Consider the following 22589-nt stretch of genomic DNA (forward strand, 5'->3'; position numbering starts at 1 on the left):
CCGAAGCAGACACACGCATCCATGCTTGACACGCTGATCGCCGGCGTGCTCCGAGGGAACGTCTACGCCCTCGGAGCCGTCGGTATCTCCCTCGTCTTCGGCGTCATGAACGTCGTGAACTTCGCCCAGTTCTCGTTCTTCGGGCTGGGCGCCATGCTCACCTGGTTCTTCGTCGCGAAGCTGGGCCTGTCCTTCTGGCTCGCCCTTCCGCTCGTCCTCCTCATCTGTGCAGCGCTCGGACTCGCGATCAACGTCGCGGTCGTGCGGCCGCTCGCCAAGTTCCTGCCGCTGGCGGCGATGCTCTCCACCTATGCGGTGTCGCTGATCCTCGACAACACCTCGCAGACGCTGTTCGGTGCCAACTCGCGGGTGTTCCCGCAGGTGCTGCCGACCTCGAACCTGCACATCGGCAACATGCGCTTCGGCACGGCGGACATCGTCATGCTCGGCATCACCGCCGTCGTCATGGTGGTCATGTCGCTCTTCTTGAAGTACGGCAAGGTGGGGCGCGGCATCCGCGCGACGGCGCAGGACCAGGAAGCCGCGCTGCAGATGGGCATCCCCGTCGGCGCGGTGCAGAACCTGTCCTTCGTGATCGCCTCGGCGCTCGGCGGACTCGCCGGCATCTTCATCGCGCTGTACGTCGGCGTCGCGGATCCCACCTCCGGCATCAACACCGGGATGACGGCTTTCGTGGCTGCCACGCTCGGCGGGCTGGGCTCGCTGGTCGGTGCCGTCATCGGCGGATTCGCGCTGGGCATCCTCGAGTCGTTCGGCATCTACCTCTTCGGCGGCAGCGCCGACCAGATCATCGTGTTCGTCATCCTGATCGTCGTGCTGATCGTGCGGCCGGGCGGACTGTTAGGCAAGGTTCCGCTCATCTCCAGCGAGCCGCTCACCGGGACGTTCCTCGGCAAGGGGCGACCCATCCGGATTCCGAAGTGGGTGTGGCCCATCGCGTTCGTGGTCGGCGGGATCGTCATCCCTCTGGTCTCCAACGACTACATCCTGAGCACCGGAACCCAGGTGCTGGTCTACGCCATCATCGCGGCCGGCTTCACGGTGACGGCGGGACAGGCGGGCGTGATGGCGCTCGGTCAGGCTGGACCGATCGCGATCGGCGCCTACACCTCGGCGCTGATCACGTTGTACCTGCACGTGTCGTTCTGGCTCGCGCTGCCGATCGCAGGGCTCGTGGCCGCGATCATCGCCTCGATCCTGGCGTCTCCGATCTGGGGTGTGAAGGGTCACTACATCTCCATCGCCACGCTCGGCCTTGGCATCGCGATCGTTGCCGTGATCCAGCTGGTGATCCCGACGGGGATCCAGGGGATCCCGTGGCCGCAGATCGGCGGCACCGTGCTGTTCTCGGCCCAGGACTTCTACTTCATCGACTTCGGCGTGCTCGTGCTCACGCTGCTGGTGATGTGGCGGATCCGGCGATCGCACCTCGGCCGGGTGATCTCCTCCGTCGGGGCGGACGAGGTGGCGGCACTGGCATCCGGTGTCCGGGTGCGGGACTACAAGGCGCTCGCCTTCGCCATTTCGGCGTTCTTCGCCGGCATCGGCGGATCCCTCTTGGCGCACCAGTACACCTACATCGACACGACGATCTTCTCGATGCTCATGTCTCTGGTTGTGGTGACGATCGTCATCCTCGGAGGGGTGAACCTGCCGTACGGCGCGGTCGTCGGCGCGATCATCCTGATCGGCGGGCTGGAGGCGCTGCGCTTCACCGACGAACTGCGGATCATCGTCTACGGGCTGGTGCTCATCCTCGCGCTGAGGTTCCGGCCCGGTGGGATCCTGGTGAGGAACTCATGAGCGACGACGAGCGCACCAACGGCCGAGCCTCCGGCGGCCCGGATGCATCTGGCCGGGATGTCAGTGTGCCCGCGGGCGCAACCGTGGCGGAGACGCTTCTCGAGGTGACGGCTCTGGAGCGTCACTTCGAGGGCCTCAAGGCGGTCGACGGGATCACGTTCAGCGTGGCGCCGCACGAGGTGGTGTCGATCATCGGACCCAACGGATCCGGCAAGACGACGACCCTCAACCTGGTGACCGGAACCATCAAGGCCAACGGCGGCACCATCGTGCTGGACGGCCGGGACATCGGACACGCGGACACCGCGCGCATCGCAGAGGACGGCGTCGCGCGCACGTTCCAGAACGGACGCGTGTTCGCGACGCTGTCGGTCGCCGACAACATCGAGGTCGGCATCCACTCGACCCTGCGGGCGAGCCGGCCCTTCCGCAGCCTCTCCCACCTGTTCCTGCTGCGCTGGATCCCGCTCCTCGCCGAACTGTTCGTCGCGATCTTCGGAACGCCGGGCGCGCGCAGGGAACGCACGGCGATCGACGCGACGGTCGCGGAGGAGATCCAGCGGTTCGAGGCCCGCCTCGGCCCGCGTCGAGACGATCCCGCCTACACGCTGAGCTACGCCAACCGGCGACGCACCGAGATCGCACGTGCCCTCGCGTTGAAGCCGAAGCTGCTCGTCCTCGACGAGCCGACCGCCGGCATGAACCAGTCGGAGACGGCGGAGGTGCTCGAGCAGCTGTTGCAGCTCAAGGCGGACGGCCAGGCCATCCTCCTCGTCGAGCACAAGCTCGACCTGGTGATGACGGTCTCCGATCGCATCATCGTGATGGACGGCGGGCGCATCATCGCACAGGGCAAGCCGGATGCCGTCCGTCGCGACCCCGCCGTCATCGAGGCGTACCTCGGACGACGGCGCGGGCTCGGCGGGGAGGACCTGACGTGACGGACGACCTGCTGCGCCTCGACGACGTCAACGTCTACTACGGGCCGTTCCATGCGCTGCGCGGCAACACGCTCACCGTCGGCGACGGCGAGATCGTGTCGCTGCTCGGCGGCAACGCGAGCGGCAAGTCCACGACGATGAAGACCATCCTCGGACTCACCAGTGTGAAATCGGGCTCCGTGCACTTCGCCGGCCGTGACATCACGAAGGCGTCGACGAGACACCGGGTGAAGGCGGGCATCGCCTCGGTGCCGGAGGCGCGGCGTGTCTTCCCGCAGCTGACGGTGGATGAGAACCTGCTCGCCGGTGCGTACACGCGCTCGGATCGGGCGGGGGTGGCAGAAGACCTCGAGCGGATGCGCGACCACTTTCCCCGCCTCGCCGAACGTCGCAGGCAGGAGGCCGGCACACTCTCCGGCGGCGAGCAGCAGATGCTCGCCTTCGCCCGCGCGCTGATGAGCCGTCCCAAGCTCATCTGCATGGACGAGCCCACCATGGGACTCTCGCCCAAGCTGGTCGACCAGGTGCTCGACGAGATCGTGCGCATCAACACGGAGCTCGGCGTTGCCGTGCTCTTCGTGGAGCAACAGGCGGAGCTGGCGCTGTCCATCGCATCCAGGGGCTATGTGCTGGCGACCGGCGCCATCGTGCTGCAGGGCAGTGCGCGTGAGCTGCTGGACAACCCGGAGATCCAAGAGGCCTACCTCGGAAAGGGAAACACGCAATGACCACACCACGGCTCGGCTTCTTCACCCGACTGCTCGACGACGTGAGCCCCGTCGAGCGCTACCGCAACGCGCTCGCGCAGTTCGTGCGTGCAGAGGAGCTCGGGTTCGACACGGTGTGGGTCGCGCAGCACCACTTCCACCGAGATGAGGGCGGCCTGCCGTCCCCGTTCGTGCTGCTTGCGCAGGCGGCGGCGCAGACCTCCCGCATTGTGCTCGCCACGGGCATCGTCACGCTGCCGCTGGAGGCTCCGCTCCGCGTCGCCGAGGATGCCGCTGTGCTGTCGCTGCTCTCCGACGGACGGCTCGAGATCGGCATCGGATCCGGTGGCACGTCGTCCTCGTTCCCGCCCTTCGGCCACGACCCGGCCGACCGGCCGGCCATCTACGCCGCGCACAAGGAGACACTGTTGCGTGCGTTGAACGGCGACGTCCTCACGAGCGACGGCGGTGCACTCTACCCGCCGGCACCGGGGTTGGCCGACACGCTCTGGGAGGCGACGTTCTCCGTGTCGGGCGCCGAGCGCATCGGGCGTGAAGGTCACGGCCTCATGCTCTCCCGCACGCAGCCGCGCAAGGAGTACACGGGTCACGGTTCGGCAGCGGATCAGGTCGCCATCGTCGACGCCTACACCGCGGCACTCCCGGACGGAGTCGAACCTCGAGTGATGGCATCCCGATCCGTGCTCGTGGTCGACACCGAAGAAGACGCCGCCCGCTGGCGCGCGCACGGCATCGCACGTTCGCTGCCCACCCTGCGGGCGCAGGACGTCGTCGTTCCCGATGACGTCGACGAGCTCGACCTCGCCGCCTACCTGGACCTGCACATCGGCACGCCAGAGCAGGTGCTGTCCACCCTGCGGGACGACCCGATCCTGCCGATCGCGACCGACATCGTCTTCCAGCCGCACCCGGTCGACCCGCCGCACGCGGTGGTGCTGCGCTCGCTGGAGCTCACGGCCGAGCGTGTCGCGCCCGAGCTCGGCTGGGTGCCCGCCTCCGCAACCGCCGGTTGAGCTTGTCGCAACCGGCCCTTTGTCCAACCAGCGGTGGTTCAGCTCGGCGGCGGCAGATCAGTGAACACGAAAGGAAGCTCATGACCATCGATGTCATCGACCAACTCGTGGGGGTGCAGGAGGGCGATCCCGTCTTCGAGCTGCGCGTCCAGCGTCCCGACGCGAAACGGAACGCGCAGGCCAGCTACGACGCACTGTTCCACTCCGACGAGCTGCAGCACGTCAGCCGGCTGGAGCGTCTGGCCGTCGCGTACTGGGCCATCGCCCTCGCGCAGAGCGACACCGTGGCGCACTACCGCGACCTCCTCGCGGCCGCCTCGCCCGTGACGCTCGCGGCTCTGGAGGGTGCCCTCCCCGGTGCCGTGACCACGGGACCGTACGGCGATTACCCCGAGGGTCCGCTCTCGGTCGAGAACACGCCTGGGCCGCACTGGAGCGCGTCACCCGAACTGGTCGCTGCCGTCGGCACGCGCCTGACGGCCGCCCTCGAACACACCCACCTGCTCACGTACCGCCCGCGCGACGCGTCAGCCGACGCGCTGCAGGCCCTGCTGGATGCCGGCTGGGACACGACCGGGATCGTCACGCTCTCACAGCTCGTGTCGTTCCTGAACTTCCAGCTCCGGGTGGTCGCCGGGCTCGCCGTCTTGAAGGGAGAACTGCGATGAGCGACACCGTTGCATCGAACGGCCCCGTTGCGCCGAACGACACCGTTGCGCCGAACGACACGACGGGATCGGACGCGCAGAAGCTGTCCGACCAGGCGACGTCGTCGGGAGAGCAGGTCATCCGGCACACGTTCCAGGCACCGAACGTCTTCACGCAGGCACAGCTCGGCTGGGAGGCCTGGCTCGAGCCGTTGCCGCTTGAGGAGCTCACCGAGCGGCACTACGTCGGTCTCGTCGACAAGGGCCGCGCGAACAGCCCGTACTTCCGGCTGCTGGTGCGCGATCCCGACATCCTCGGTGCCCGCACGCGGACCGACAACGACATCTTCTACAACGAGAAAGGCGGGCTCACGCGCGCCCAGCGCGAGCTGTCGGCGGCCGCGGCATCGCGCACGAACGGATGCCTGTTCTGCGCCTCCGTGCACTCCCGGTTCGCATCGCAGAAGTCGAAGCGTCCCGACGACGTGCAGCGGCTCCTGGATGATGGCACCTCCGCACCGCAGGACGACCCGCAGTGGCGCGCAACGATCGACGCCTCGGTGGCCCTGACGAAAACGCCCGGCGAGTTCGATGCCGAGAACATCCGACAGCTGCGCGAGGCGGGTCTCGACGACCTCGCGATCGCCGACGTCATCCACGGCGCGGCCTTCTTCAACTGGGCGAACCGGCTGATGCTCTCCCTGGGCGAGCCGACGCCGCCGCAGGAGGGCTGAGCGCGGGCGCCAACGGCACATCCGCGTGTTACCGTCGGACCGGCCGAGCCGCGGATGTGCCCCGACGGCCGTGAGGAGAGTGAGCCGAGTGTCCGTTCCCCGGGGCGTCGCGTTCTTCGATGTCGACGAGACGTTGGTGTCCGTTCGCACCCTCGAGTCGTTCCTGATGTACTACCTGAAGCTCGTGCCGACGATGATCTCGCTGGAGCGGCTCCGCGAGCTGCGGGATCAGGTGCTCGAGCTGGATCGCACCGAGTTCAACCGCCGGTACTTCGCGATCTGGGCCGGTCAGCCGGAGGAACAGGTGCTCGAAGCCGGACGCACCTGGTACGCGGAGGTCTCCGCTGCGCCCGGCTTCTTCCGGGACAACGTGCTGCAGTTGCTCCGCGACCATCAAGCGGCTGGCGAGCACGTCGTGCTCGTGTCCGGGTCCTTCGACGGTCCGCTGCGCGCGCTGGGCGATGCGCTCGGCGTCGATCGCCTGTACTGCACGGAGCTCGAGGTCGAGGACGGCCGCTACACCGGCCGCATCAGCCAGGCGATGATCGGCGACGACAAGCGGCAGGCCGTCGAGGACTACCTGCGTGCCCTCGGAGACGGTGCGCGCAGCTGGGGATACGGCGACCATCCGAGCGACCTGCCGCTGCTCGAGCGGGTGACGGACCCCGTCGTCGTCGGATCCGATCCGGCCATGTTGACCGTCGCCGCCGATCGGCACTGGACGGTGCTCCCGATCGAGGTCCCGCTCGCCCCTCGGAGCTGATCGACCCGCCTTCGACGGGGCCCTGGCCGGGGGCGAAACTGGCCCCCTGGCGGGGGTCAGGCGAGATCCGGCGAACGCGGTACGGTGATCGAAGCCACGCAGTATCGCTCCCGAAGGACCTTCAATGCCCTCGATCTCTGCGGCGCTGCACGAGTTGCTCGGTGAGGGCGACCTCTCCGTCGAATCCGTGCTGCAGCGCCACTTCACCGACGACTACCGCCAGAGCACGGGAGGCGAGTGGATCGACCGCGCGGCCTTCGCCGAGCAGATGACGCAGCTGCGTGCGTTCGTGGATCGCGTCGAGATCGAGGTCGTCGTCGAGCTGGTGCAGGGGTCCGCGTATGCCGAGCGGCACGTCATCCGGGTGACGCAGCGAGACGGATCCGTTCTCGCCCAAGAGGTGTTCGTCTTCGCCTCTCTCGCCGCCGACGGCCGGTTCGAGGGTCTCGAGGAACTCGTGCGCCCCCTTCCGGCGTCCTGACGGCGGGCTCGGGCGCCGTCGGCAGCCGCCCGATTGCTACGCTTCGAACATGGCATCGATCGGGGGCGGACACGCGGTCGTCATCGAGGACGACGACGGGATCCGCGGGCTGATCGGCCTCGTGCTGGAGCAGATGGGCCTTGAGGTCATCACCGTGTCCAACGGCACCGACGGGGTGGAGCAGGTCGCCGAGTGCGATCCGATCCTGGTGACTCTCGACGTCAGCATGCCGGGGATGGACGGCTTCGAGACCGCGAAACGCATCCGTGCTATCAGCAGCGCGTACATCATCATGCTCACTGCGCGCGACGAGGAGATCGACGCCCTGCAGGGGCTCGGGGCCGGCGCCGACGACTACGTGCTCAAGCCGTTTCGTCCCCGTGAGCTGCGCGCCCGGGCCGAGGCCATGCTCCGTCGGCCGCGCGTCGTCGAGGGTGCGCCGGGCGGGTCGACGGATGTCGCACCCGTCGTGCCAGAGACGGACGGGGCCTCAGAGGCTGCGGTCCCGTCGCCGGCCGCCGTGCTGGAGCACAACGGCGTGATCCTGGATCCGGCCACGCACATCGTCCGCAGAGAGGGTCGCGAGCTGGACCTCACCCGGAGTGAGTTCGAACTGCTGCAGGCACTGCTCCAGTCCGGACGGACGGTGCGCCGCAAGGACGATCTGGCGCGCATCCTGCGCGGTGACGCCTACGTCGCCAACCCCTACGTCAGCGATGCGGACCGGCGCGGTGTCGAGGTGCACATCGGGAATCTGCGCAAGAAGCTCGAGGACAACGCAGCAGCCCCCTACCTCATCGAGACGGTGCGCGGCGTGGGATACCGCCTCGCGGCGCCGCGCGAATAGCCCGGGAGACCCGCCGCTCGCGGTACCGCAAGCGGCGGAGAACGACGCGTTGCGTGTCATCCGAGCGGACGATATCGGTGGAAAGACTCGATAACTGGCAGGAATTCCCGTAGCCTGAAGGCTCCACACAGGCGCCGCGCGCCGTGATGACGGGCCACATTCGGGTTGAGGCACGTCTTTGGACAAGGGGGGAGGGGGCGCCTTCATTCGGGTTGAGGGCGCCCCCACATCCTTGCCGCATCGCTGCGATCACTCCAGTGTCTCCTCTCAGCTGACAGGATGACCGCGGGGACGCCTCAAGAGTCCCTCAGGAGAATGGAAAGCACGGCGCAGGCTGGCTCAGCTGCCATGCCGCATCCGCGATCGTTGAGTCGGTTCTCCATGACGGGGCGGTGTGCTGCGATCCTGAACGGAGGTCACACGACGCCCAGAGAGAGGAACCCGATGGCCGAGCCGTTGCACCGGCACCGTGCGTCCGCGGTGCCCGTCGAGGACGACGGGCCCGTCGTGTCCATCTGCGCTCTCACCGCACGCGCTGCGGAGGCGGTCGATCGGGCTGCGGCCGCCGCCGGATTCGGGTCGGCGGCCGTCGTCATTCGGGACCCGTCCGAGGCTCCGACCAGGAGCCCGGTGATCGTCGTCGCCGAATCGCTGGACGACCTCGACCCGGAGATCCTCGTGTCGTCTGTGCACCGCGACTACATCCTGGTAGCGGATGTGCAGCAGCAGCTCGACATCCGGGTGAGCCTTCTGCGCGAGCGTGCACGCCGCAGGCGGGACGAGCTGGCGCAGGCGGAGGACCTGCGCAACCGGGCCATGGCTCTCGCGTCCCAGGTGCATGCCGCCGGGACCGCGACGGACCTTGCGCGGATCGCGAGCGATGGCATCCGCTCGGTGTTCAAGGCGCAGGCCGCCGTCGTGCTTCTTCCAGCTGACCCGGACGCCGATGGCGGGGCGCACCCCGTGATCTGGGTGTCTCCGGGCGGAGCGTCGGATCCGGATGCGGCAGTCGCGGATCGGCTGCGCTCGCGGAGTGCACAGATCTCGGACGCCGCGACCTCGCACGCCGGCAGGACCGCCGACGGTCCCGCCGTCGAGTTCTCCGTCGAGGACGGTTCAGCGCTCGTGGGCGGACTGTTCGGGCCGGACGCGCTGCGTGGCATCCTCGCGCCCGTTCAGCCGAACGGAGGGGCGAAGGGCGCCCTCGTCCTGGCGGACGGCGCAGGGGCGCCGCGGCGCACGTCGTTCGAGCGCTCGCTCGTCGCGTTCGTCGCGACCCAGACCGCCCGAGCGGTCTCCGAGCTCTGGTTGAGCGAGCGGCAGCAGCGCACCGAGACAGAGCTGCGCACGACGTCGGCCGAGCTTCAGCGTCTCGTCGACGAGATGGGCGATCTTGGCGTCGTGGTGCGGTCGGTGGCCGACGCGGTGAACGTCGGCGTGCTGTTCTACGACACCGAGAACCGGCCGGTTCTGCACAACCGGATGCTCGCGCGACTGCTCACGCTCACCGGATTCGACCCGCAGACCGGCCGCAGCAACCACGTGTACGCGTCCGACAGGCACACGCAGGTGAAGCAGGGCAAGAACATCCTCGCCGAGACTCTCGAGGGCGACGAACGGGGACTCATCTACTGGATCGGCGACCCGCGAGGCGAGCAGCGCGCGGTCGTCACAGAGGCGCACACGATCACCCGGCCGGACGGCGAAAGACTCGGATCGGCCGTCGTGACCTACGACGTGACCGACCTGGCGAACGCGATCGAGATCCGCGAGGAGTACCTCGCGACCGTGTCGCACGAGCTGCGCACCCCGCTCACCTCGATCGTCGGCTATCTCGACCTCATCGACGACGGCTTCGACGTCGAGGCGCTCGGATTCGGCAAGGAGTTCCGCACCATCCAGCACAGCGCCGAGCAGATGCTGGGGCTCATCCGAGACCTGCTCAGCACGAGCACGAGCGACCTCGCTCTGCGCATCGAGCCCATCGACCTGGCCGCTCTGCTGACGCAGTCCGCCACCACGTTCCGCCCTGTCGTCGAGGCCGTACACCAGACGCTCGAGCTGCACATCCCGAACAGCACGGTGCTCGTGCACCTCGATCGCGGCCGGATCAAGCAGGTCGTGGACAACCTCATCTCGAACGCGTCCAAGTACACCGCGGAAGGCGGACGGATCCTGGTGCGGCTCGAGTTCGACGGCGAGTCCGTCGTGATCTCGGTCGCCGACAACGGCCGCGGCATCAGCAAGTCGGATCAGGCTCGGCTCTTCGACCGCTTCTTCAGGGCGCGAGACGCCCGCGACGCCGCGATCCAGGGCGTGGGAATCGGGCTGACCATCGTCAAGACGATCGTCGATGCACACGGTGGCACGGTGAGCGTGGACAGCGAGCTGGGGCGCGGCACCGTCTTCACGGTGCGGCTGCCGATCCGTGCGCAATCCACCCCGCTCGGCACGCTCCCGCTGAGGCCGTGATCGTGACGAGCGGGGCGGAAAGCAGGCCGCGCACGCGGCGATCGGCCGACCAGTACTGTTGAATCACCTCGCCCCGGCCGCGGTCGAAGAGGCCCGAGACGATTCGCGGCCGCCATCGTTCGCCCGCGCCACCATCGACGCGAGCGGGACACGTTAAGGTGCGTTCACGTGGCACTCATCGATAACAGCGCTGCCCACCGTTCGACCCGGTCGGAACTGCTGGTCTGGGGCATCGAGCACGTCTCCGGCCAGACCTGGTGGGCGGACGTCGAGATTCCGCGGAGCCACTGGCTGTGTCATCCGGCGCCGTCGCAGGTTCCGGTCTCCCTGCTGGCCGAGGCATTCCGTCAGGCCGGCCTCGCGATCTGCGTGGTGGGCCTCGATCTGGGACAGTCGGTGCAGTTCGTGGTCTCGAGCATCACCGTGAACGTGGAGGTCGAAACCCTCGAGTTCCCCCGCTTCGGTGCCGTGACCGGACGCCTCGAGGTGGACTTCGCCGAGATCCAGCTGCGCAAAGGCCTGCCGCACATCCTCGAGGTCGACTACCGGTTGCCTGGACTCGCCTCTGGACACGTGAGTGCCCGTGTGCTCTCCGACTCCGACTACCGGGCGATCCGTCGCAATGCGCAGCGGCTCGGCGACGACATCCGTGGAATGTCCTCGCCGCTCATCGAGATAACGGAACGAGCGGATGACACGCTGCTGGCGCGTCTGTCCGTCGACGAGTCCGACCCGTTCTTCTTCGATCATGCAGTGGACCATCTCCCAGGCATGCTGCTCCTGCACGCGGCGGCGCTGCTGCACGAGGATGTGCACGGCGCGCCACCGCGCTCCCTCACGGTGGCCTTTCCCACGTTCGGCGAGCTGCGTGCTGAGACGACGATCCGCGCGACGCTGGCCTCCAACAGCCTGGATGTCGCCTTCGTGCAGGGTGCGCGCACGATCGCCACGGCGACGACGGAGGTCGATGCGAGCATCGGTCGGACCCGGCAGGCAAGCGTCTGAAGGTCGTCTGCCCGAAGGCCGTGTGCGCGAGGGCCGCGGTTTCTGAGACAGGCTCGCCGCGGTACGGGCACGCCGGGCGCTCGAGCCGGAGCCCCCGGGCGCTGGGTCCGTCCCGCCTTTCGGGTTGCGGAAGACGGGCCCAGCACCTCACCGTGACGCTTGAACCAGCGATCAACGGGCGTGACGGCACCTTCGGTGCGCGCCATTGTGGGTTGAGGGCTTCGCCGCGCGAGGCGCGACCCGACCAATCTTGCCAATGCCGCGAAGAGGGTTCCGCGGGATCACCTCAAGATTTGCTCAAGCCTGTTCACGGCGGTGAACCGATCCCCATCCCACGCCGTGTGGATGGCCCGGAGCTCACGTCGGACGCGGCTCAGATCTCGGTGACGCGTCCGTCCTTGATGCGCAGTCGACGCTCGGCGCGGCGCGCGACGGCCGAGTCGTGCGTGACGATGACGACGGTCAGCAGTCGCTCGCGCCACACCCTCTCGAGCAGCACCATGATCTCGTCGCGTGTCGCCTCGTCGAGGCTTCCCGTCGGCTCGTCGGCCAGCAGCACGTCGGGCTCCTTGACCAGGGCGCGGGCGATCGCCACGCGCTGCTGCTGACCGCCGGACAGCTCGCTCGGTCGGTGGTCCGCTCGGTCGGCGAGACCGACGGATGCCAGCGCCTCCGCACTGCGTCGCCGGCGTTCGGCCCGCGGTACGTCGTCCGTGGCGAACGCCGTCTCCACGTTCTCGGCCGCCGTGAGCGTCGGGATCAGGTTGAAGCCCTGGAAGACGAATCCGATCTCCGTTCCGCGCACTGTCGCGAGCGACTTGTCGGATGCCCGCGACAGATCGTGCGCGCCGAGCATGACGGTTCCGGACGTGGGACGGTCGAGCGCGCCGAGCATCTGCAGCAACGTCGACTTTCCGCCGCCGGTCGGACCCTGCACAGCCACGAGCTGTCCGCGCGGGATCTCCAGGTCGATGCCGCGCAGCGCCTGCACGGTTCGTCCCTTCTGCTTGTACGTCTTGACGACGCCACGCAGGGAGTACGCAACGCCAAGGGTGTCACGTGTGGATTCGGTCGGAATCTGCAGGGTGTTGCTCTCGGTCATGGTGTCCTCCTGAAGGGAATGCGTGTGTCGGGAACGGGGCCGTCCGCGCAGACGGGATCGTCTGACCGGGTAAGGGGTGCGGCGGGATGGCCCCTTCCGATCGGCCTGTGGCCGCCCGAGGGCCGATCGGAAAGTGCGGAGTCGCGAGCGCCGCTAGGCGACGCTCCGCAGGGCCTCGGCCGGACGGAGCCGCGATGCCCGCCACCCGCCGAACGCTCCGGCGATGAGCCCGCCGAGCACGGACAAGCCGACCGCGATGAGGATGATGCCCGCCGTCAGCGGAATGTGCAGTGTGATCTCGCTGGCGTTCTGCATGGCAGCCGATCCGCCGCCGGGTATTCCGCCGCTCGGGGCGCCGGAGGCTGGGCCCGCGCCCGCACCGGAGGGCGCGCCGCCGCCGGATCCCACGGACAGCGTCGGCGAGATCCCGTTGACGATGAGGATGCTCGCGATGCCGACCACGGCGCCGATCGCGCCGCCGACGAGGCCGTTCACGAGGGATTCGCCGGTGACCTGCCGAACGACACGTCCGTTGCTCCAGCCGATGGCCTTGAGGGTGCCGAACTCACGGGTACGTCGGCTGACGCCGGAGATCGTGAACAGCACGGCGATGAGGAAGGCCGCTGCCAGCACGAGCAGCGAGAGCCAGGTGCCCAGGTTGGTCACCAGGGTGGAGACCGTCGAGAGCGATCCGGAGACGCTGGCCGCGAGATCCGCCTGCGTGTTCACCGTCGCGTTCGGGAGCACCTTCTCGAGAGCGGTCTTGAGCGAGGAGACGTCGCCTGCGGAGGTCGCGGTCACGTACACGTCGGTGATCTTGCCGTCGAGGTCGGCGAGCTTCTGCGCCGTGTCGAGCGGGATGTACGCGTTCGACGCGGTCGTCGATGACGACGACGTGGACTTCACGATGCCGACGACTTTGAAACTGGTGTCGCCGATCTTCACGGTGCTGCCCACCTTCTTGCCCGCGCTCTTCGCGTAGCTTCTGTCGAGCACGACGTCGTGTTCACCGGAGTCGGCGGAGGTCAGGTAGCGGCCGCTGGTGAGCGTCGTCGAGCTCATCGGGCCCACACTGCGGGTGTCGAGCGAGATGCCGGTCACGGTGAACTGATCGATTCCGAACGAGCTCGGTCCCATGCCGCCTCCGTTGCTGCCGCCGGAGGGCGGGGTCGCCTGCGCCTGCGAGCTGTCGCCGCCCGTGCCGTCCTGCTGCGCGATCTGGCCCGAGAACGTGCTGTTCTGCAGCGACAGGGTCGCGGTCGCGGCCTTGACGCCGTCGACGGCTTTCACCGTGGTCAGCGCGGACGAGCTGTAAGTGGCCGACCCCATCGCGGTGGAGAGCCGGCTCTGCGACAGGTCGGTGCTGCCATCGTTGCCGTTGCCGTTGCTGCCGGATCCGAAGTCGAAACGCTGGTTGCCCGATCCCGGCTTGGCGGTCTGCGAGATCGTGATGTCGGTTCCCACCCCGTTCACCGACTCCAGCGCCGTCGCCTCGGCGTCCTTCACGCCGGTCGAGACGCCGTTGACGAGGATGACGAGCGCGATCGCGAGCGCCATCCCTATGGCGATGATCACGCTCTGCTTCTTGCGATTGCTCAGCTCGCGTCTGAGATAGGTGAGGAACATCGGGTTCTCCTTCGGATACGTCTGCAGTCCGCGGCAGCGACGGGTGAGCCGACCGGGACATCAGAACCGTAGGAGCGCGACTTTTCCGAGCCCGATCCGGAGCCTGTGCGGTGTCACAGAAAGCGCTCGAAAAACATCCTGTTGTCATTCGGAAAACACATAGCGAACCAAAGCCTTCGGTGGGCCGCCGCGACCGATCGGCCTCACGAGCCCACGCCGTACACGGGTCCGCGGGCCCACCCCATCGCGACGGGAGTCCCGCAACGAAAAATGGCAGCCCCTTCGGGACTGCCATCGGCGGGCACAGAGATGCGGATGCCAGGCGCGCCGCTCCGAGTCCGCGCGCTACTTCGGCGACGTCAGCTTCGCCGCGCGCACGGCGACCAGCTTGTCGACCGCTTCCTGCAGGCGTTCGGATGCCGGGGCATCCTGATCCGAGTGGTCGTGGACGATGAGTCCGAACGCGGCCATCACCAGGGTGACGGCCGTCATCGCCTCCTCGTGGGAGGGCGAGCGCTCTTCGGCGAGCTGAACGAACTGTTCCCGCACGCTCGTCATCCACTGCGTGAAGGCGGGCATCAACTCAGGACGCCGATGGATCATGTCCTTCATGCGGATGCGGTCGAGCCGGGCATCGGCCGGCTCGCCCACCAGATGGCACAGCGCCGGAACGAGGTCGCCGGTCGCCACCTTGAACTGGTCGATGGTCTCCGGTGAGATCGCGGTCTCCGGCAGACCGAGCGCGGCGGCCGCCTTCGACGGGAAGTAGTTGAAGAACGTGCGGGGCGACACGTCGGCGTGCTGGCAGATCTGCTCGATCGTCGTGCCATCGAGACCGTTCAGGTCCACGAGCTCGAGGGCAGCTTCGTGGATCGCCTGCCACGTGTGCTGCTTCTTGCGCTCTCGCAGTGTGTCGCCGGCTGCCTGCTGAGCGGGGGTCTGCTGAGCGGTGATCATGATGTTCCCATTCTGGCGTGTGGCGGCCCGGGACGGCCTGTCAACAGGCCGTCCCGGGCGGGCGATCATGCGCCTTGGAGCTGGATCGAGCCGGTCTCGCTCAGTCCCGCTGCGTCAGCCTGCTCCTGCAGGGCCGACGTCTTGCGCAGCGGCGGCACCTTGAAGAACCAGGTGAGGATGAACGCGAGCAGGATCACACCGAACCCGACCCAGTAGACCGTCACGACGGACTGCGTGAATCCGACCATGAACGGCTTGCTCAGCCGGCTGTCCGCGCCGTTCAGGAACGACGTGTCGCTGGTGGAATTGCTCGCGGCCGTCGACTTCGCGTCGTTCTTCTTCATCTGCTTCTCGAGCGTGGGCGTGAGCTGGTCGACCCAGTGCGAACGCTGGTTCGTGTTGGACCAGTCCACCGCGACGTGGCCGTCGGTCACCGTGGCGTACGCCTTCTTGGCGACGACGCCGAGCGCGGCCTCCTCGGCGGCGGGGGTTGCCGCTGCGACCTGCTGCTGGATGACGGTGGAAGCCGCAGCCTCGGGGATCACTCCCGCTGCGACCTGGGCATTCACGGCCTCCGTGACCTTCTCGGTCACGGCCTTGCCTGCTGCAGCCTTCGCCTGGTCGGATGCCGAGTCGAGCTGCTTCTGCACGTTCGTCTCGATCGGGGTGACGATCGGGTTCCAGAGCTGCTTCATGATCGGCTTGTTCTCGGCCTTGGTGGCCACGGCCGGGTTCAGTGCGGCATCGAGCGCGGAGCTCAGCGTCGACGTGTCCGCCGTGGCGTGCACGATGTTCGCTGGCAGCACCGAGAACAGCACGGAGAGCATGATCGCCGTGCCGAGCGTTCCACCGATCTGACGGAAGAAGGTGGCGGCACTGCTCGCGACACCCATGTCCTGCGGCTTCACCGAGTTCTGGCTGGCGAGCACAAGGGACTGCATCAGCTGGCCGAGGCCGAGGCCGATCACGAAGGTGCCGACCATCAGGAACCACAACGGGCTGTCGTACTTCAGGAACGTCATGATCAGGAAGCCCACAGCGGTGAACAGCGTGCCCGTGACCGGGAAGATGCGGTACTTGCCGGTGCGTGCGACGAGCTGGCCAGAGCCGAGCGACGCGATCATCAGTCCGATGACCATCGGGATCATGGCGAAGCCGGACGCGGTCGGCGACAGGCCGGTGACGATCTGCAGGTACAGGGGGATGGTCATCATGGCGCCGAACATGCCGAATCCGACGAGCACACCGATGACGGTCGCCATCGAGAACGTGCCGGAGCGGAACAGCTTCATCGGGATGATCGCGTCTTCCTTCATGAGGACCTCGACGACGATGAACGCGACGGCACCGACGACACCGATCACGTAGCACGCGATGGAACCGGCCGAGGTCCAACCCCATTCACGGCCCTGCTCCGCCACGAGGAGCAGCGGAACCAGCGCGACGATGACGGACGTAGCCCCCCACCAGTCGATGCGCGGCTTCTTCTTCGCACTCACCTTGGGCAGGTGCAGGAACGCGACGACCATGAGCAGCGCGACGATGCCGATCGGCACGTTGATGAGGAAGACCCAGCGCCATCCGGTGACCCACAGGATCGAGTTCGCCCCGGCGAAGATGCCGCCGACGAGCGGACCGATCACGGAGGAGATGCCGAACACGGCGAAGAAGTACCCCTGGTACTTCGCTCGCTCGCGAGGAGCGAGGATGTCGCCCATGATGGCCAGCGGCAGGGCCATCATGGCGCCGGCGCCGATGCCCTGGAACGCACGGAAGGCGGCCAGCATGAGCATCGACGTCGAGAACGACGACAGCAGCGAGCCGATGACGAACACGACGATGCCGAAGATGAACAGCGGGCGCCGGCCGAAGATGTCGGAGAGCTTGCCGTAGATCGGCACCGAGATGGTGGAGGTGATCAGGTAGGCCGTGGTGACCCACGCCTGCTGGTCGAGACCGTGGAGGTCGTCGCCGATGGTGCGGATGGCCGTGCCGACGATGGTCTGGTCGAGCGACGACAAGAACATGCCGGCCATGAGGCCGTAGATGACGAAGAGGATCTGCCGATGGGTCATGATCGGCTTCGATCCTGGTGCAGACCCTACGGTCTGCACGGGAGCGGTTGCGGTGGACATGCCAGCCCTTCGAGTGACGGTGGTTCGGGATGGGCGCGGCACCCGTCACCGTTCGTCGGCACCGGGCGCCGACTTTGGCGGGCAATTTCTTGCAGGCGGTGCAACATTACGCCGATCATGCACGTTGTGCAAGATTGCCATCGCGCAAGTTTGCGCAGACTGCACATATGAGCGAAACGAAGGGAACGCCAGGCTACGCGCTCGCGCCTTTGCGTTCGCTGGGGTCGGGGGCCGAGCATCCTGTCGTCGCTTCTCGAGCGGGCGGCTCGGCGGGGACGGCGCGCGTCCTGTGCCGCAGCGGCACGCTTCGCCCCCGAGGAGGCGTGCTCCTCGGGGGGCGAAGCCGACTCGCATGCATCCGAATGGACAGTGGCGTCCACCCCGACGCGGTGCCACACTGTGCGCGTGGTCGCCCCCGACGCATCCTCAGCTCTTGCCGTTCGGACGAGTCCGCATCGCGGCTACGTCACGGTGATCCTGCTCGTCGCGGTGCCGAGCATGCTGGTCGCGCTCGCCATGAGCTCGCTCTACTTCGTCGTGATGCCGGCGATGCCGTTCCTGCGCGACTACTACTTCAACCAGCAGGAGCAGACCTTCGCGACCTACGCAGTGCCCTTGTTCGGCCACATTGCGGGGGGCACAGTCGCGCTCATCGCCGGTCCGATCAACCTGGTGAACGCGCTCCGCAACGGCTACACCAGGACACACCGCGTGTTCGGCACGATCTACGCGGTGGCCGTCGCCTTCTCCGCGACGTGCGCGATCTTCATGTCGTTCCACGCGTATCCGGGAATCATCGCCGGTGGACGGTTCATCGTGACGAGCGGATTCTGCACGCTCGGGATCGTGTGGCTGTTCACGCTGGCGATGGCGCTGCGCGGCATTCTGATCCGCGGAGACATCGTGGCGCACCGCTTCTGGATCATCACCAACTTCAGCCTCACGTTCGCCGCGGTCGTGATCCGTGCGGAGAACGGCGCCATCATCGCCGCCGACATGTTCTCGCGGCTCTATCCCTGGCTCGCATGGGCGTCGTGGGTGCCCTGCGTGATCGTCGGGATGCTGCTGGCACGCCATGTGAACCGCTCGCGAGCCCGCCGCGCGGCTCTGCCCGGCTGACCCGGGTGCCGGAGCGATCCGGTTCGTGCCGCCGTTCTCGCTCTCATGCCGACGCGGATGCAGGATGACGCCCCCGCACGCAGAACGGCGGCGCCCCGAGGCCGGGACGCCGCCGTATCAGGCGATGGGCCTCCGATCGCTACCTCTTGCCGGCGATCGGACGGCTCACGATGTCGCGCATGATCTCGTTCGTGCCGCCGTAGATGCGGTGCACGCGGGCATCCGCCCACGCGCGTGCGATCGGATACTCGACCATGTAGCCGTAGCCGCCGTGCAGCTGCAGGCACGTGTCGAGCACCTCCCACTCGCGCTCGGTCGCCCAGAATTTGACCTTCGCCGCTTCATCGGCCGACAGCTTGCCGTTCGCGTAGGCGCGCAGCGCGGCGTCGACGTAGGCCCAGGTCGCGTCGACCGCGGTGGCGACGTCGGCAATGCGGAAGCGGGTGTTCTGGAAGTCGATGATCCGCTCGCCGAACGCCTCGCGGTTCTTCGTGTGGTCCAGCGTCCAGGCGAGCCCGGCCTGCGCGGCGGCCGCCGCGGCGACACCGATCGAGAGCCTCTCGAGCGGGAGGTTCATCATGAGCTGGATGAATCCGCGGCCCTCTTCGCCGCCCAGCAGGTTCTCCTCGGGCACGAACACATCGTTGAACGAGAGCTCGGCGGTGTCGTGGCCGTGGAAACCGATCTTGTTCAGCTTGTTGCCGTGCTCGAAGCCCTCCATGCCGTCCTCGATGAGCACGATGCTGAAGGCGTCTGGGCGATTGCCTTCGCCGGTCTTCACGAAGGTGACGACGACATCCGCCGTCTTGCCGCTGGAGATGAACGTCTTGGCGCCGTTCACCAGGTAGCCGCCCTCCACCTTCTTCGCGGTGGTCTTGATGCCGCGCAGGTCGGACCCTGCACCCGGCTCGGTCATCGCGAGGGCGCCGATCACCTCGGCGGTCGCCATGCGAGGAAGCCACTTGGCCTTCTGCTCCTGCGTGCCCATGTGCACGAAGTACGGAACGGCGAGGTCGTCCTGGATGCCGAATGCGCCGGCAAGCGATCCGGCGCCCGCACCGATGATCTCCTCGTTCACGACCGCGCGGAAGCGGTAGTCGCCGAGCATCCCGGCGCCGCCGAACTCCTCGGGCACCGACAGGCCGAGCAGGCCGGCCTCGGCGGCAGCCTTCATCGTCTCGCGGTCGATCTCACCCTCGGCGTCCCAGCGCTGGATCGCCTCGTTCGTGACGTGTCGCTTCACGAACGCCTTCACCAGATCGCGGAATGCCTCGTGGTCCTCGTCGTAAATGTCGCGCTCCATCGCGAAACCTTCCTCCTTCGGCGGGCGGCCGCACCCTTGTGCGGAGCCGGTTGACGTCCCGGACGCACTGGTCCGGGGAATCCACAGATCATAGGCAGGGTCCACCGCGGTTCCGGGGCCGACTGTGGGAATGCCTCCCGCCGTCGGGTCTGCGCGCGACGTCTTTTGTGGGATGCCGCCAGAGGCGCGCTCAGCCGCCGATGTACGACATCTCCACGCGCTCGGTCGATGCCGTGCGGGAGTCGGATCCTGCCGCGGAGCGCAGCTCGGAGTAGCGGTCGCCGCGCGCCGACCAGCTGCCGGCGAGGGATGCCTCGAGTGCCGCATCCGAGCATCCGTCGCGCAGCAGCGCCCTCAGGTCGTGCCCGCTCGAGGCGAACAGGCAGGTGAAAAGCTTGCCGTCGGCGGAGATGCGGGCGCGACCGCAGGATCCGCAGAACGGGGCGCTCACGCTGGAGATGACCCCGATCTCGCCCGCGCCGTCGCGGTAGCGCCACCGCGTTGCCGTCTCGCCCGGATACGTCGCGGGCAGCGGTGCGAGCGGATGCTCCGCATCGATGCGTGCGATCACCTCGGCGGACGGCGTGACCTGGTCGAGGTTCCAGCGGTTGGTGGTGCCGACATCCATGAACTCGATGAAGCGCACCGTGATGCCCGTGCCGCGGAAGTGCTCGGCGATCGCCACGACGTCGCGGTCGTTGACGCCGCGCTTGACGACGGTGTTGACCTTGATCGAGGCGAACCCGGCATCCTGAGCGGCGCTGATGCCGTCGAGCACGCGCGCGACGGGGAAGTCGACGTCGTTCATGCGTCGGAACACCTCGTCGTCGAGGGAGTCCAGCGAGACCGTGACGCGGCTCAGCCCCGCCGTCTTCAGGGCGGTCGCCTTGTGCGCGAGCGCCGCGCCGTTCGTCGTCATCGCGATGTCGAGCGGATGGCCATCCGTCGTGCGCAACGGGGACAGCATGCCCACCAGCTGGTCGATGTCGCGTCGCAGCAGCGGCTCGCCGCCGGTGATCCGCAGCTTGCGCACGCCGTTCGCGATGCCGGCGCGCGTGATGCGCACGATCTCCTCGAACGTGAGGAGGTGCTCCTGTGGGAGGAACACGTGATCCCGGCCGAAGATCTCCTTCGGCATGCAGTACACGCAGCGGAAGTTGCAGCGGTCGGTGACCGAGATGCGCAGGTCGTGAAGGCCGCGACCACGGGCATCCGTCGTCGCTTGCATCCGCTCGGCCGCCATCGTCCCACCGTAGACCGCGAGTGTGTCGGCGGGATGTCGGCGCGGCCGAGGAGACGGGGGGTCGTGGCGGCCGCTGGGCCGAGCCGCGACGCTCGCTCAGCCGCGCCATGTGCGTACTGTTGCGCCGTGCCGGGCGGCGCAACAGTGCGCAGGTGGCGCGATTGCACTCCCTGCCGTGAGGTTTCGGCTCACGGCTGCGGATGCTGGACCTGCCGCCGAGATGGGAGCAATGTTGCAGATGACGCGGCTGCGTCGACTGCGAGTACACGGATCCGCCGACCTGGGGGAGTCAGCAATGGCCGTCGTCACGGGCTCAGAGCTCAAGCCAGATCTGTCCAACTGGAACCCTGAGAACCCGGCGACCTGGGATCCGAAGCGCGCGTGGTGGACGCTCACCATCACCACGTACACGATGTTCATCAGCTTCGCGACGTGGTACGTGGTGAGCGCCGTCGCGCCGCGGCTCAACGAGGTCGGCTTCGCGCTGGATCCCGGACAGCTCTACTGGATCGTGGCGATCCCCGGTGTCTCCGCCGGCGTGCTGCGGTTCGTGTTCATGTTCCTTCCGCCGGTGCTCGGGTCGCGCACGCTGGTCGTCCTTTCCGCCCTTCTGCTGCTCATCCCGCTGCTCGGCTGGACCTTCGCGGTGCGCGACACGCACACCCCGTTCTGGATGCTGATGCTGCTCGCCTTCGCGGCAGGAGTCGGCGGCGGCACGTTCTCGGGCTTCATGCCCTCCACCAGCTACTTCTTCCCCAAACGGCTGAGCGGCACGGCACTCGGTCTGCAGGCCGGACTCGGCAACTTCGGCATCTCGTTCGTGCAACTGCTCACGCCGTGGGTGGTGGGCTTCGGCCTGTTCGGCACGGCCGCGCTCACGCCGCAGACGGATGAGACCGGCAAGCTGATCTGGCTGCACAACGGCGGACTCGTGCTCGTGCCGTGGGTGCTGCTGGCCGCGATCGTGGCCTTCCTCTACATCCGCAGGGTGCCGGTGAAGGCGAACTTCCGCGACCAGCTCGACATCTTCCGGCTCAAGCACACGTGGATCCAGACCGTGCTCTACGTGATGGGATTCGGGCTGTTCTCGGGGCTGTCGGCGCAGACCGCCCTGCTGATCAAGAACCTGTGGGGCGGACCGGATGCCGGCGGCCCGAACGGGGTGGCCTTCGCATTCATCGGACCGGCGATCGGTGCGCTGGTGCGTGCCGCCGTCGGACCGCTGTGCGACAGGTTCGGCGGCGGCATCTTCACATTCATCGGATCCATCGGCATGTTCGCCGGATGCTTCGTGACGGTCTTCTTCCTCAACCCCGATGACAAGGGCGATTTCGCAGGCTTCGCCACCGGCATCCTGATCATCTTCTTCTTCTCCGGACTGGTGAACGCTGGCACCTTCAAACAGATGCCGACGATCTTCGCGAAGCGGCAGGCGGGCGGTGCGATCGGATTCACGGCATCCGTCGCGGCATTCGGGCCGTTCTTCGTCGGCGTGCTGCTGTCGCTGGTCGGTCCGGTTCCCTTCTTCATCTGGTCGGTCATTCTGTGCGCGATCTGCATCTGGCTGGCCTGGTGGTACTACGTGCGGCCCGGTGCCGAGGCGAAGAGCTGACGGCCGGCGCGACACACGGATTGAAGACGCAGGAATC

At 67.6% G+C, this 22589-nt stretch carries 19 protein-coding genes; 13 read left to right on the forward strand and 6 right to left on the reverse strand.

The features are described 5' to 3' along the window. Positions 1-21 precede the first annotated feature (21 nt). From ACX9R5_RS06030 to ACX9R5_RS06080, 11 genes are all read left to right on the forward strand, one after another. Positions 22-1824: an ABC transporter permease gene (locus tag ACX9R5_RS06030; protein WP_459408092.1), complete on the forward strand. Its 1803-nt coding sequence runs from the start codon at positions 22-24 to the stop codon at positions 1822-1824. Continuing rightward, on the forward strand, positions 1821-2765 hold the full coding sequence (locus ACX9R5_RS06035) for an ABC transporter ATP-binding protein (protein WP_459408093.1): 945 nt from the start codon (positions 1821-1823) through the stop codon (positions 2763-2765). The genes ACX9R5_RS06030 and ACX9R5_RS06035 overlap by 4 nt, the downstream gene beginning before the upstream one ends. Next, entirely contained in the window at positions 2762-3493 is a 732-nt protein-coding gene (locus ACX9R5_RS06040; RefSeq protein WP_459408094.1) for an ABC transporter ATP-binding protein, read from the forward strand. Before ACX9R5_RS06035 ends, ACX9R5_RS06040 begins: the two co-directional genes overlap by 4 nt. Further along, positions 3490-4506 (forward strand): putative FMN-dependent luciferase-like monooxygenase, encoded by a 1017-nt coding sequence (locus tag ACX9R5_RS06045; protein WP_459408095.1) that lies wholly within the window; start codon positions 3490-3492, stop codon positions 4504-4506. The genes ACX9R5_RS06040 and ACX9R5_RS06045 overlap by 4 nt, the downstream gene beginning before the upstream one ends. An 80-nt stretch (positions 4507-4586) precedes the next feature. After that, positions 4587-5174: a CMD domain protein gene (locus ACX9R5_RS06050; protein WP_459408096.1), complete on the forward strand. Its 588-nt coding sequence runs from the start codon at positions 4587-4589 to the stop codon at positions 5172-5174. Then, a complete protein-coding gene (locus ACX9R5_RS06055; RefSeq protein ID WP_459408097.1) occupies positions 5171-5887 on the forward strand; it encodes an alkylhydroperoxidase domain protein in 717 nt (238 codons plus the stop codon). The genes ACX9R5_RS06050 and ACX9R5_RS06055 overlap by 4 nt, the downstream gene beginning before the upstream one ends. Positions 5888-5975: 88 nt before the next feature. Continuing rightward, a complete protein-coding gene (locus ACX9R5_RS06060) occupies positions 5976-6650 on the forward strand; it encodes an HAD family hydrolase (RefSeq protein ID WP_459408098.1) in 675 nt (224 codons plus the stop codon). Between the two features lie 124 nt (positions 6651-6774). Next, positions 6775-7131 (forward strand): hypothetical protein, encoded by a 357-nt coding sequence (locus ACX9R5_RS06065; protein WP_459408099.1) that lies wholly within the window; start codon positions 6775-6777, stop codon positions 7129-7131. Between the two features lie 49 nt (positions 7132-7180). Beyond that, positions 7181-7978 carry a response regulator transcription factor gene (locus tag ACX9R5_RS06070; RefSeq protein WP_459408100.1) on the forward strand — a complete coding sequence of 266 codons (798 nt, stop codon included), beginning with the start codon at positions 7181-7183 and terminating at the stop codon, positions 7976-7978. 444 nt (positions 7979-8422) lie between these two features. After that, on the forward strand, positions 8423-10450 hold the full coding sequence (locus tag ACX9R5_RS06075) for a sensor histidine kinase (protein WP_459408101.1): 2028 nt from the start codon (positions 8423-8425) through the stop codon (positions 10448-10450). A 168-nt stretch (positions 10451-10618) separates the two neighbouring features. Then, complete coding sequence (locus tag ACX9R5_RS06080) at positions 10619-11455, forward strand: AfsA-related hotdog domain-containing protein (RefSeq protein WP_459408102.1); 837 nt, start codon at positions 10619-10621, stop codon at positions 11453-11455. Positions 11456-11828: 373 nt separating this feature from the next. Here the strand turns inward: ACX9R5_RS06080 and ACX9R5_RS06085 are convergent, their stop codons facing one another. From ACX9R5_RS06085 to ACX9R5_RS06100, 4 genes are all read right to left on the reverse strand, one after another. Beyond that, the gene (locus ACX9R5_RS06085; protein ID WP_459408103.1) at positions 11829-12557 is read right to left on the reverse strand and encodes an ABC transporter ATP-binding protein; all 729 of its coding nucleotides are present in this window, start codon (positions 12555-12557) and stop codon (positions 11829-11831) included. 153 nt (positions 12558-12710) lie between these two features. Beyond that, positions 12711-14183 carry an ABC transporter permease gene (locus tag ACX9R5_RS06090; RefSeq protein ID WP_459408104.1) on the reverse strand — a complete coding sequence of 491 codons (1473 nt, stop codon included), beginning with the start codon at positions 14181-14183 and terminating at the stop codon, positions 12711-12713. Positions 14184-14528: 345 nt separating this feature from the next. Further along, complete coding sequence (locus tag ACX9R5_RS06095; RefSeq protein ID WP_459408105.1) at positions 14529-15140, reverse strand: TetR/AcrR family transcriptional regulator; 612 nt, start codon at positions 15138-15140, stop codon at positions 14529-14531. Positions 15141-15205: 65 nt separating this feature from the next. Beyond that, positions 15206-17215: an MDR family MFS transporter gene (locus ACX9R5_RS06100; RefSeq protein ID WP_459408106.1), complete on the reverse strand. Its 2010-nt coding sequence runs from the start codon at positions 17213-17215 to the stop codon at positions 15206-15208. A 465-nt stretch (positions 17216-17680) separates the two neighbouring features. Between ACX9R5_RS06100 and ACX9R5_RS06105 the strand changes: the two genes are divergently transcribed. Then, a complete protein-coding gene (locus ACX9R5_RS06105; protein ID WP_459408107.1) occupies positions 17681-18394 on the forward strand; it encodes a DUF2306 domain-containing protein in 714 nt (237 codons plus the stop codon). Positions 18395-18533: 139 nt separating this feature from the next. Here ACX9R5_RS06105 and ACX9R5_RS06110 read toward each other — a convergent pair whose 3' ends face one another. Further along, positions 18534-19697, reverse strand: coding sequence for an acyl-CoA dehydrogenase family protein (locus ACX9R5_RS06110; RefSeq protein WP_459408108.1), 1164 nt, complete (start codon positions 19695-19697; stop codon positions 18534-18536). A gap of 190 nt (positions 19698-19887) precedes the next feature. Further along, positions 19888-20940: a GTP 3',8-cyclase MoaA gene (gene moaA / locus ACX9R5_RS06115; RefSeq protein ID WP_459408109.1), complete on the reverse strand. Its 1053-nt coding sequence runs from the start codon at positions 20938-20940 to the stop codon at positions 19888-19890. Positions 20941-21169: 229 nt separating this feature from the next. Here moaA and ACX9R5_RS06120 point away from each other — a divergent pair, with 229 nt between their 5' ends. Further along, entirely contained in the window at positions 21170-22552 is a 1383-nt protein-coding gene (locus ACX9R5_RS06120; RefSeq protein WP_459408110.1) for an MFS transporter, read from the forward strand. Positions 22553-22589: the final 37 nt, after the last annotated feature.

This window comes from Rathayibacter sp. CAU 1779, from assembly GCF_054551755.1.

Bases quoted from the DNA above. Each gene is read 5' to 3' on its own strand.
- ACX9R5_RS06030 (WP_459408092.1), top strand. From the start codon at position 22: ATGCTTGACACGCTGATCGCCGGCGTGCTCCGAGGGAACGTCTACGCC.
- ACX9R5_RS06035 (WP_459408093.1), top strand. From the start codon at position 1,821: ATGAGCGACGACGAGCGCACCAACGGCCGAGCCTCCGGCGGCCCGGAT.
- ACX9R5_RS06045 (WP_459408095.1), top strand. From the start codon at position 3,490: ATGACCACACCACGGCTCGGCTTCTTCACCCGACTGCTCGACGACGTG.
- ACX9R5_RS06050 (WP_459408096.1), top strand. From the start codon at position 4,587: ATGACCATCGATGTCATCGACCAACTCGTGGGGGTGCAGGAGGGCGAT.
- ACX9R5_RS06055 (WP_459408097.1), top strand. From the start codon at position 5,171: ATGAGCGACACCGTTGCATCGAACGGCCCCGTTGCGCCGAACGACACC.
- ACX9R5_RS06065 (WP_459408099.1), top strand. From the start codon at position 6,775: ATGCCCTCGATCTCTGCGGCGCTGCACGAGTTGCTCGGTGAGGGCGAC.
- ACX9R5_RS06070 (WP_459408100.1), top strand. From the start codon at position 7,181: ATGGCATCGATCGGGGGCGGACACGCGGTCGTCATCGAGGACGACGAC.
- ACX9R5_RS06075 (WP_459408101.1), top strand. From the start codon at position 8,423: ATGGCCGAGCCGTTGCACCGGCACCGTGCGTCCGCGGTGCCCGTCGAG.
- ACX9R5_RS06085 (WP_459408103.1), bottom strand. From the start codon at position 12,557: ATGACCGAGAGCAACACCCTGCAGATTCCGACCGAATCCACACGTGAC.
- ACX9R5_RS06090 (WP_459408104.1), bottom strand. From the start codon at position 14,183: ATGTTCCTCACCTATCTCAGACGCGAGCTGAGCAATCGCAAGAAGCAG.
- ACX9R5_RS06095 (WP_459408105.1), bottom strand. From the start codon at position 15,140: ATGATCACCGCTCAGCAGACCCCCGCTCAGCAGGCAGCCGGCGACACA.
- ACX9R5_RS06100 (WP_459408106.1), bottom strand. From the start codon at position 17,215: ATGACCCATCGGCAGATCCTCTTCGTCATCTACGGCCTCATGGCCGGC.
- ACX9R5_RS06110 (WP_459408108.1), bottom strand. From the start codon at position 19,697: ATGGAGCGCGACATTTACGACGAGGACCACGAGGCATTCCGCGATCTG.
- moaA (WP_459408109.1), bottom strand. From the start codon at position 20,940: ATGGCGGCCGAGCGGATGCAAGCGACGACGGATGCCCGTGGTCGCGGC.
- ACX9R5_RS06120 (WP_459408110.1), top strand. From the start codon at position 21,170: ATGTTGCAGATGACGCGGCTGCGTCGACTGCGAGTACACGGATCCGCC.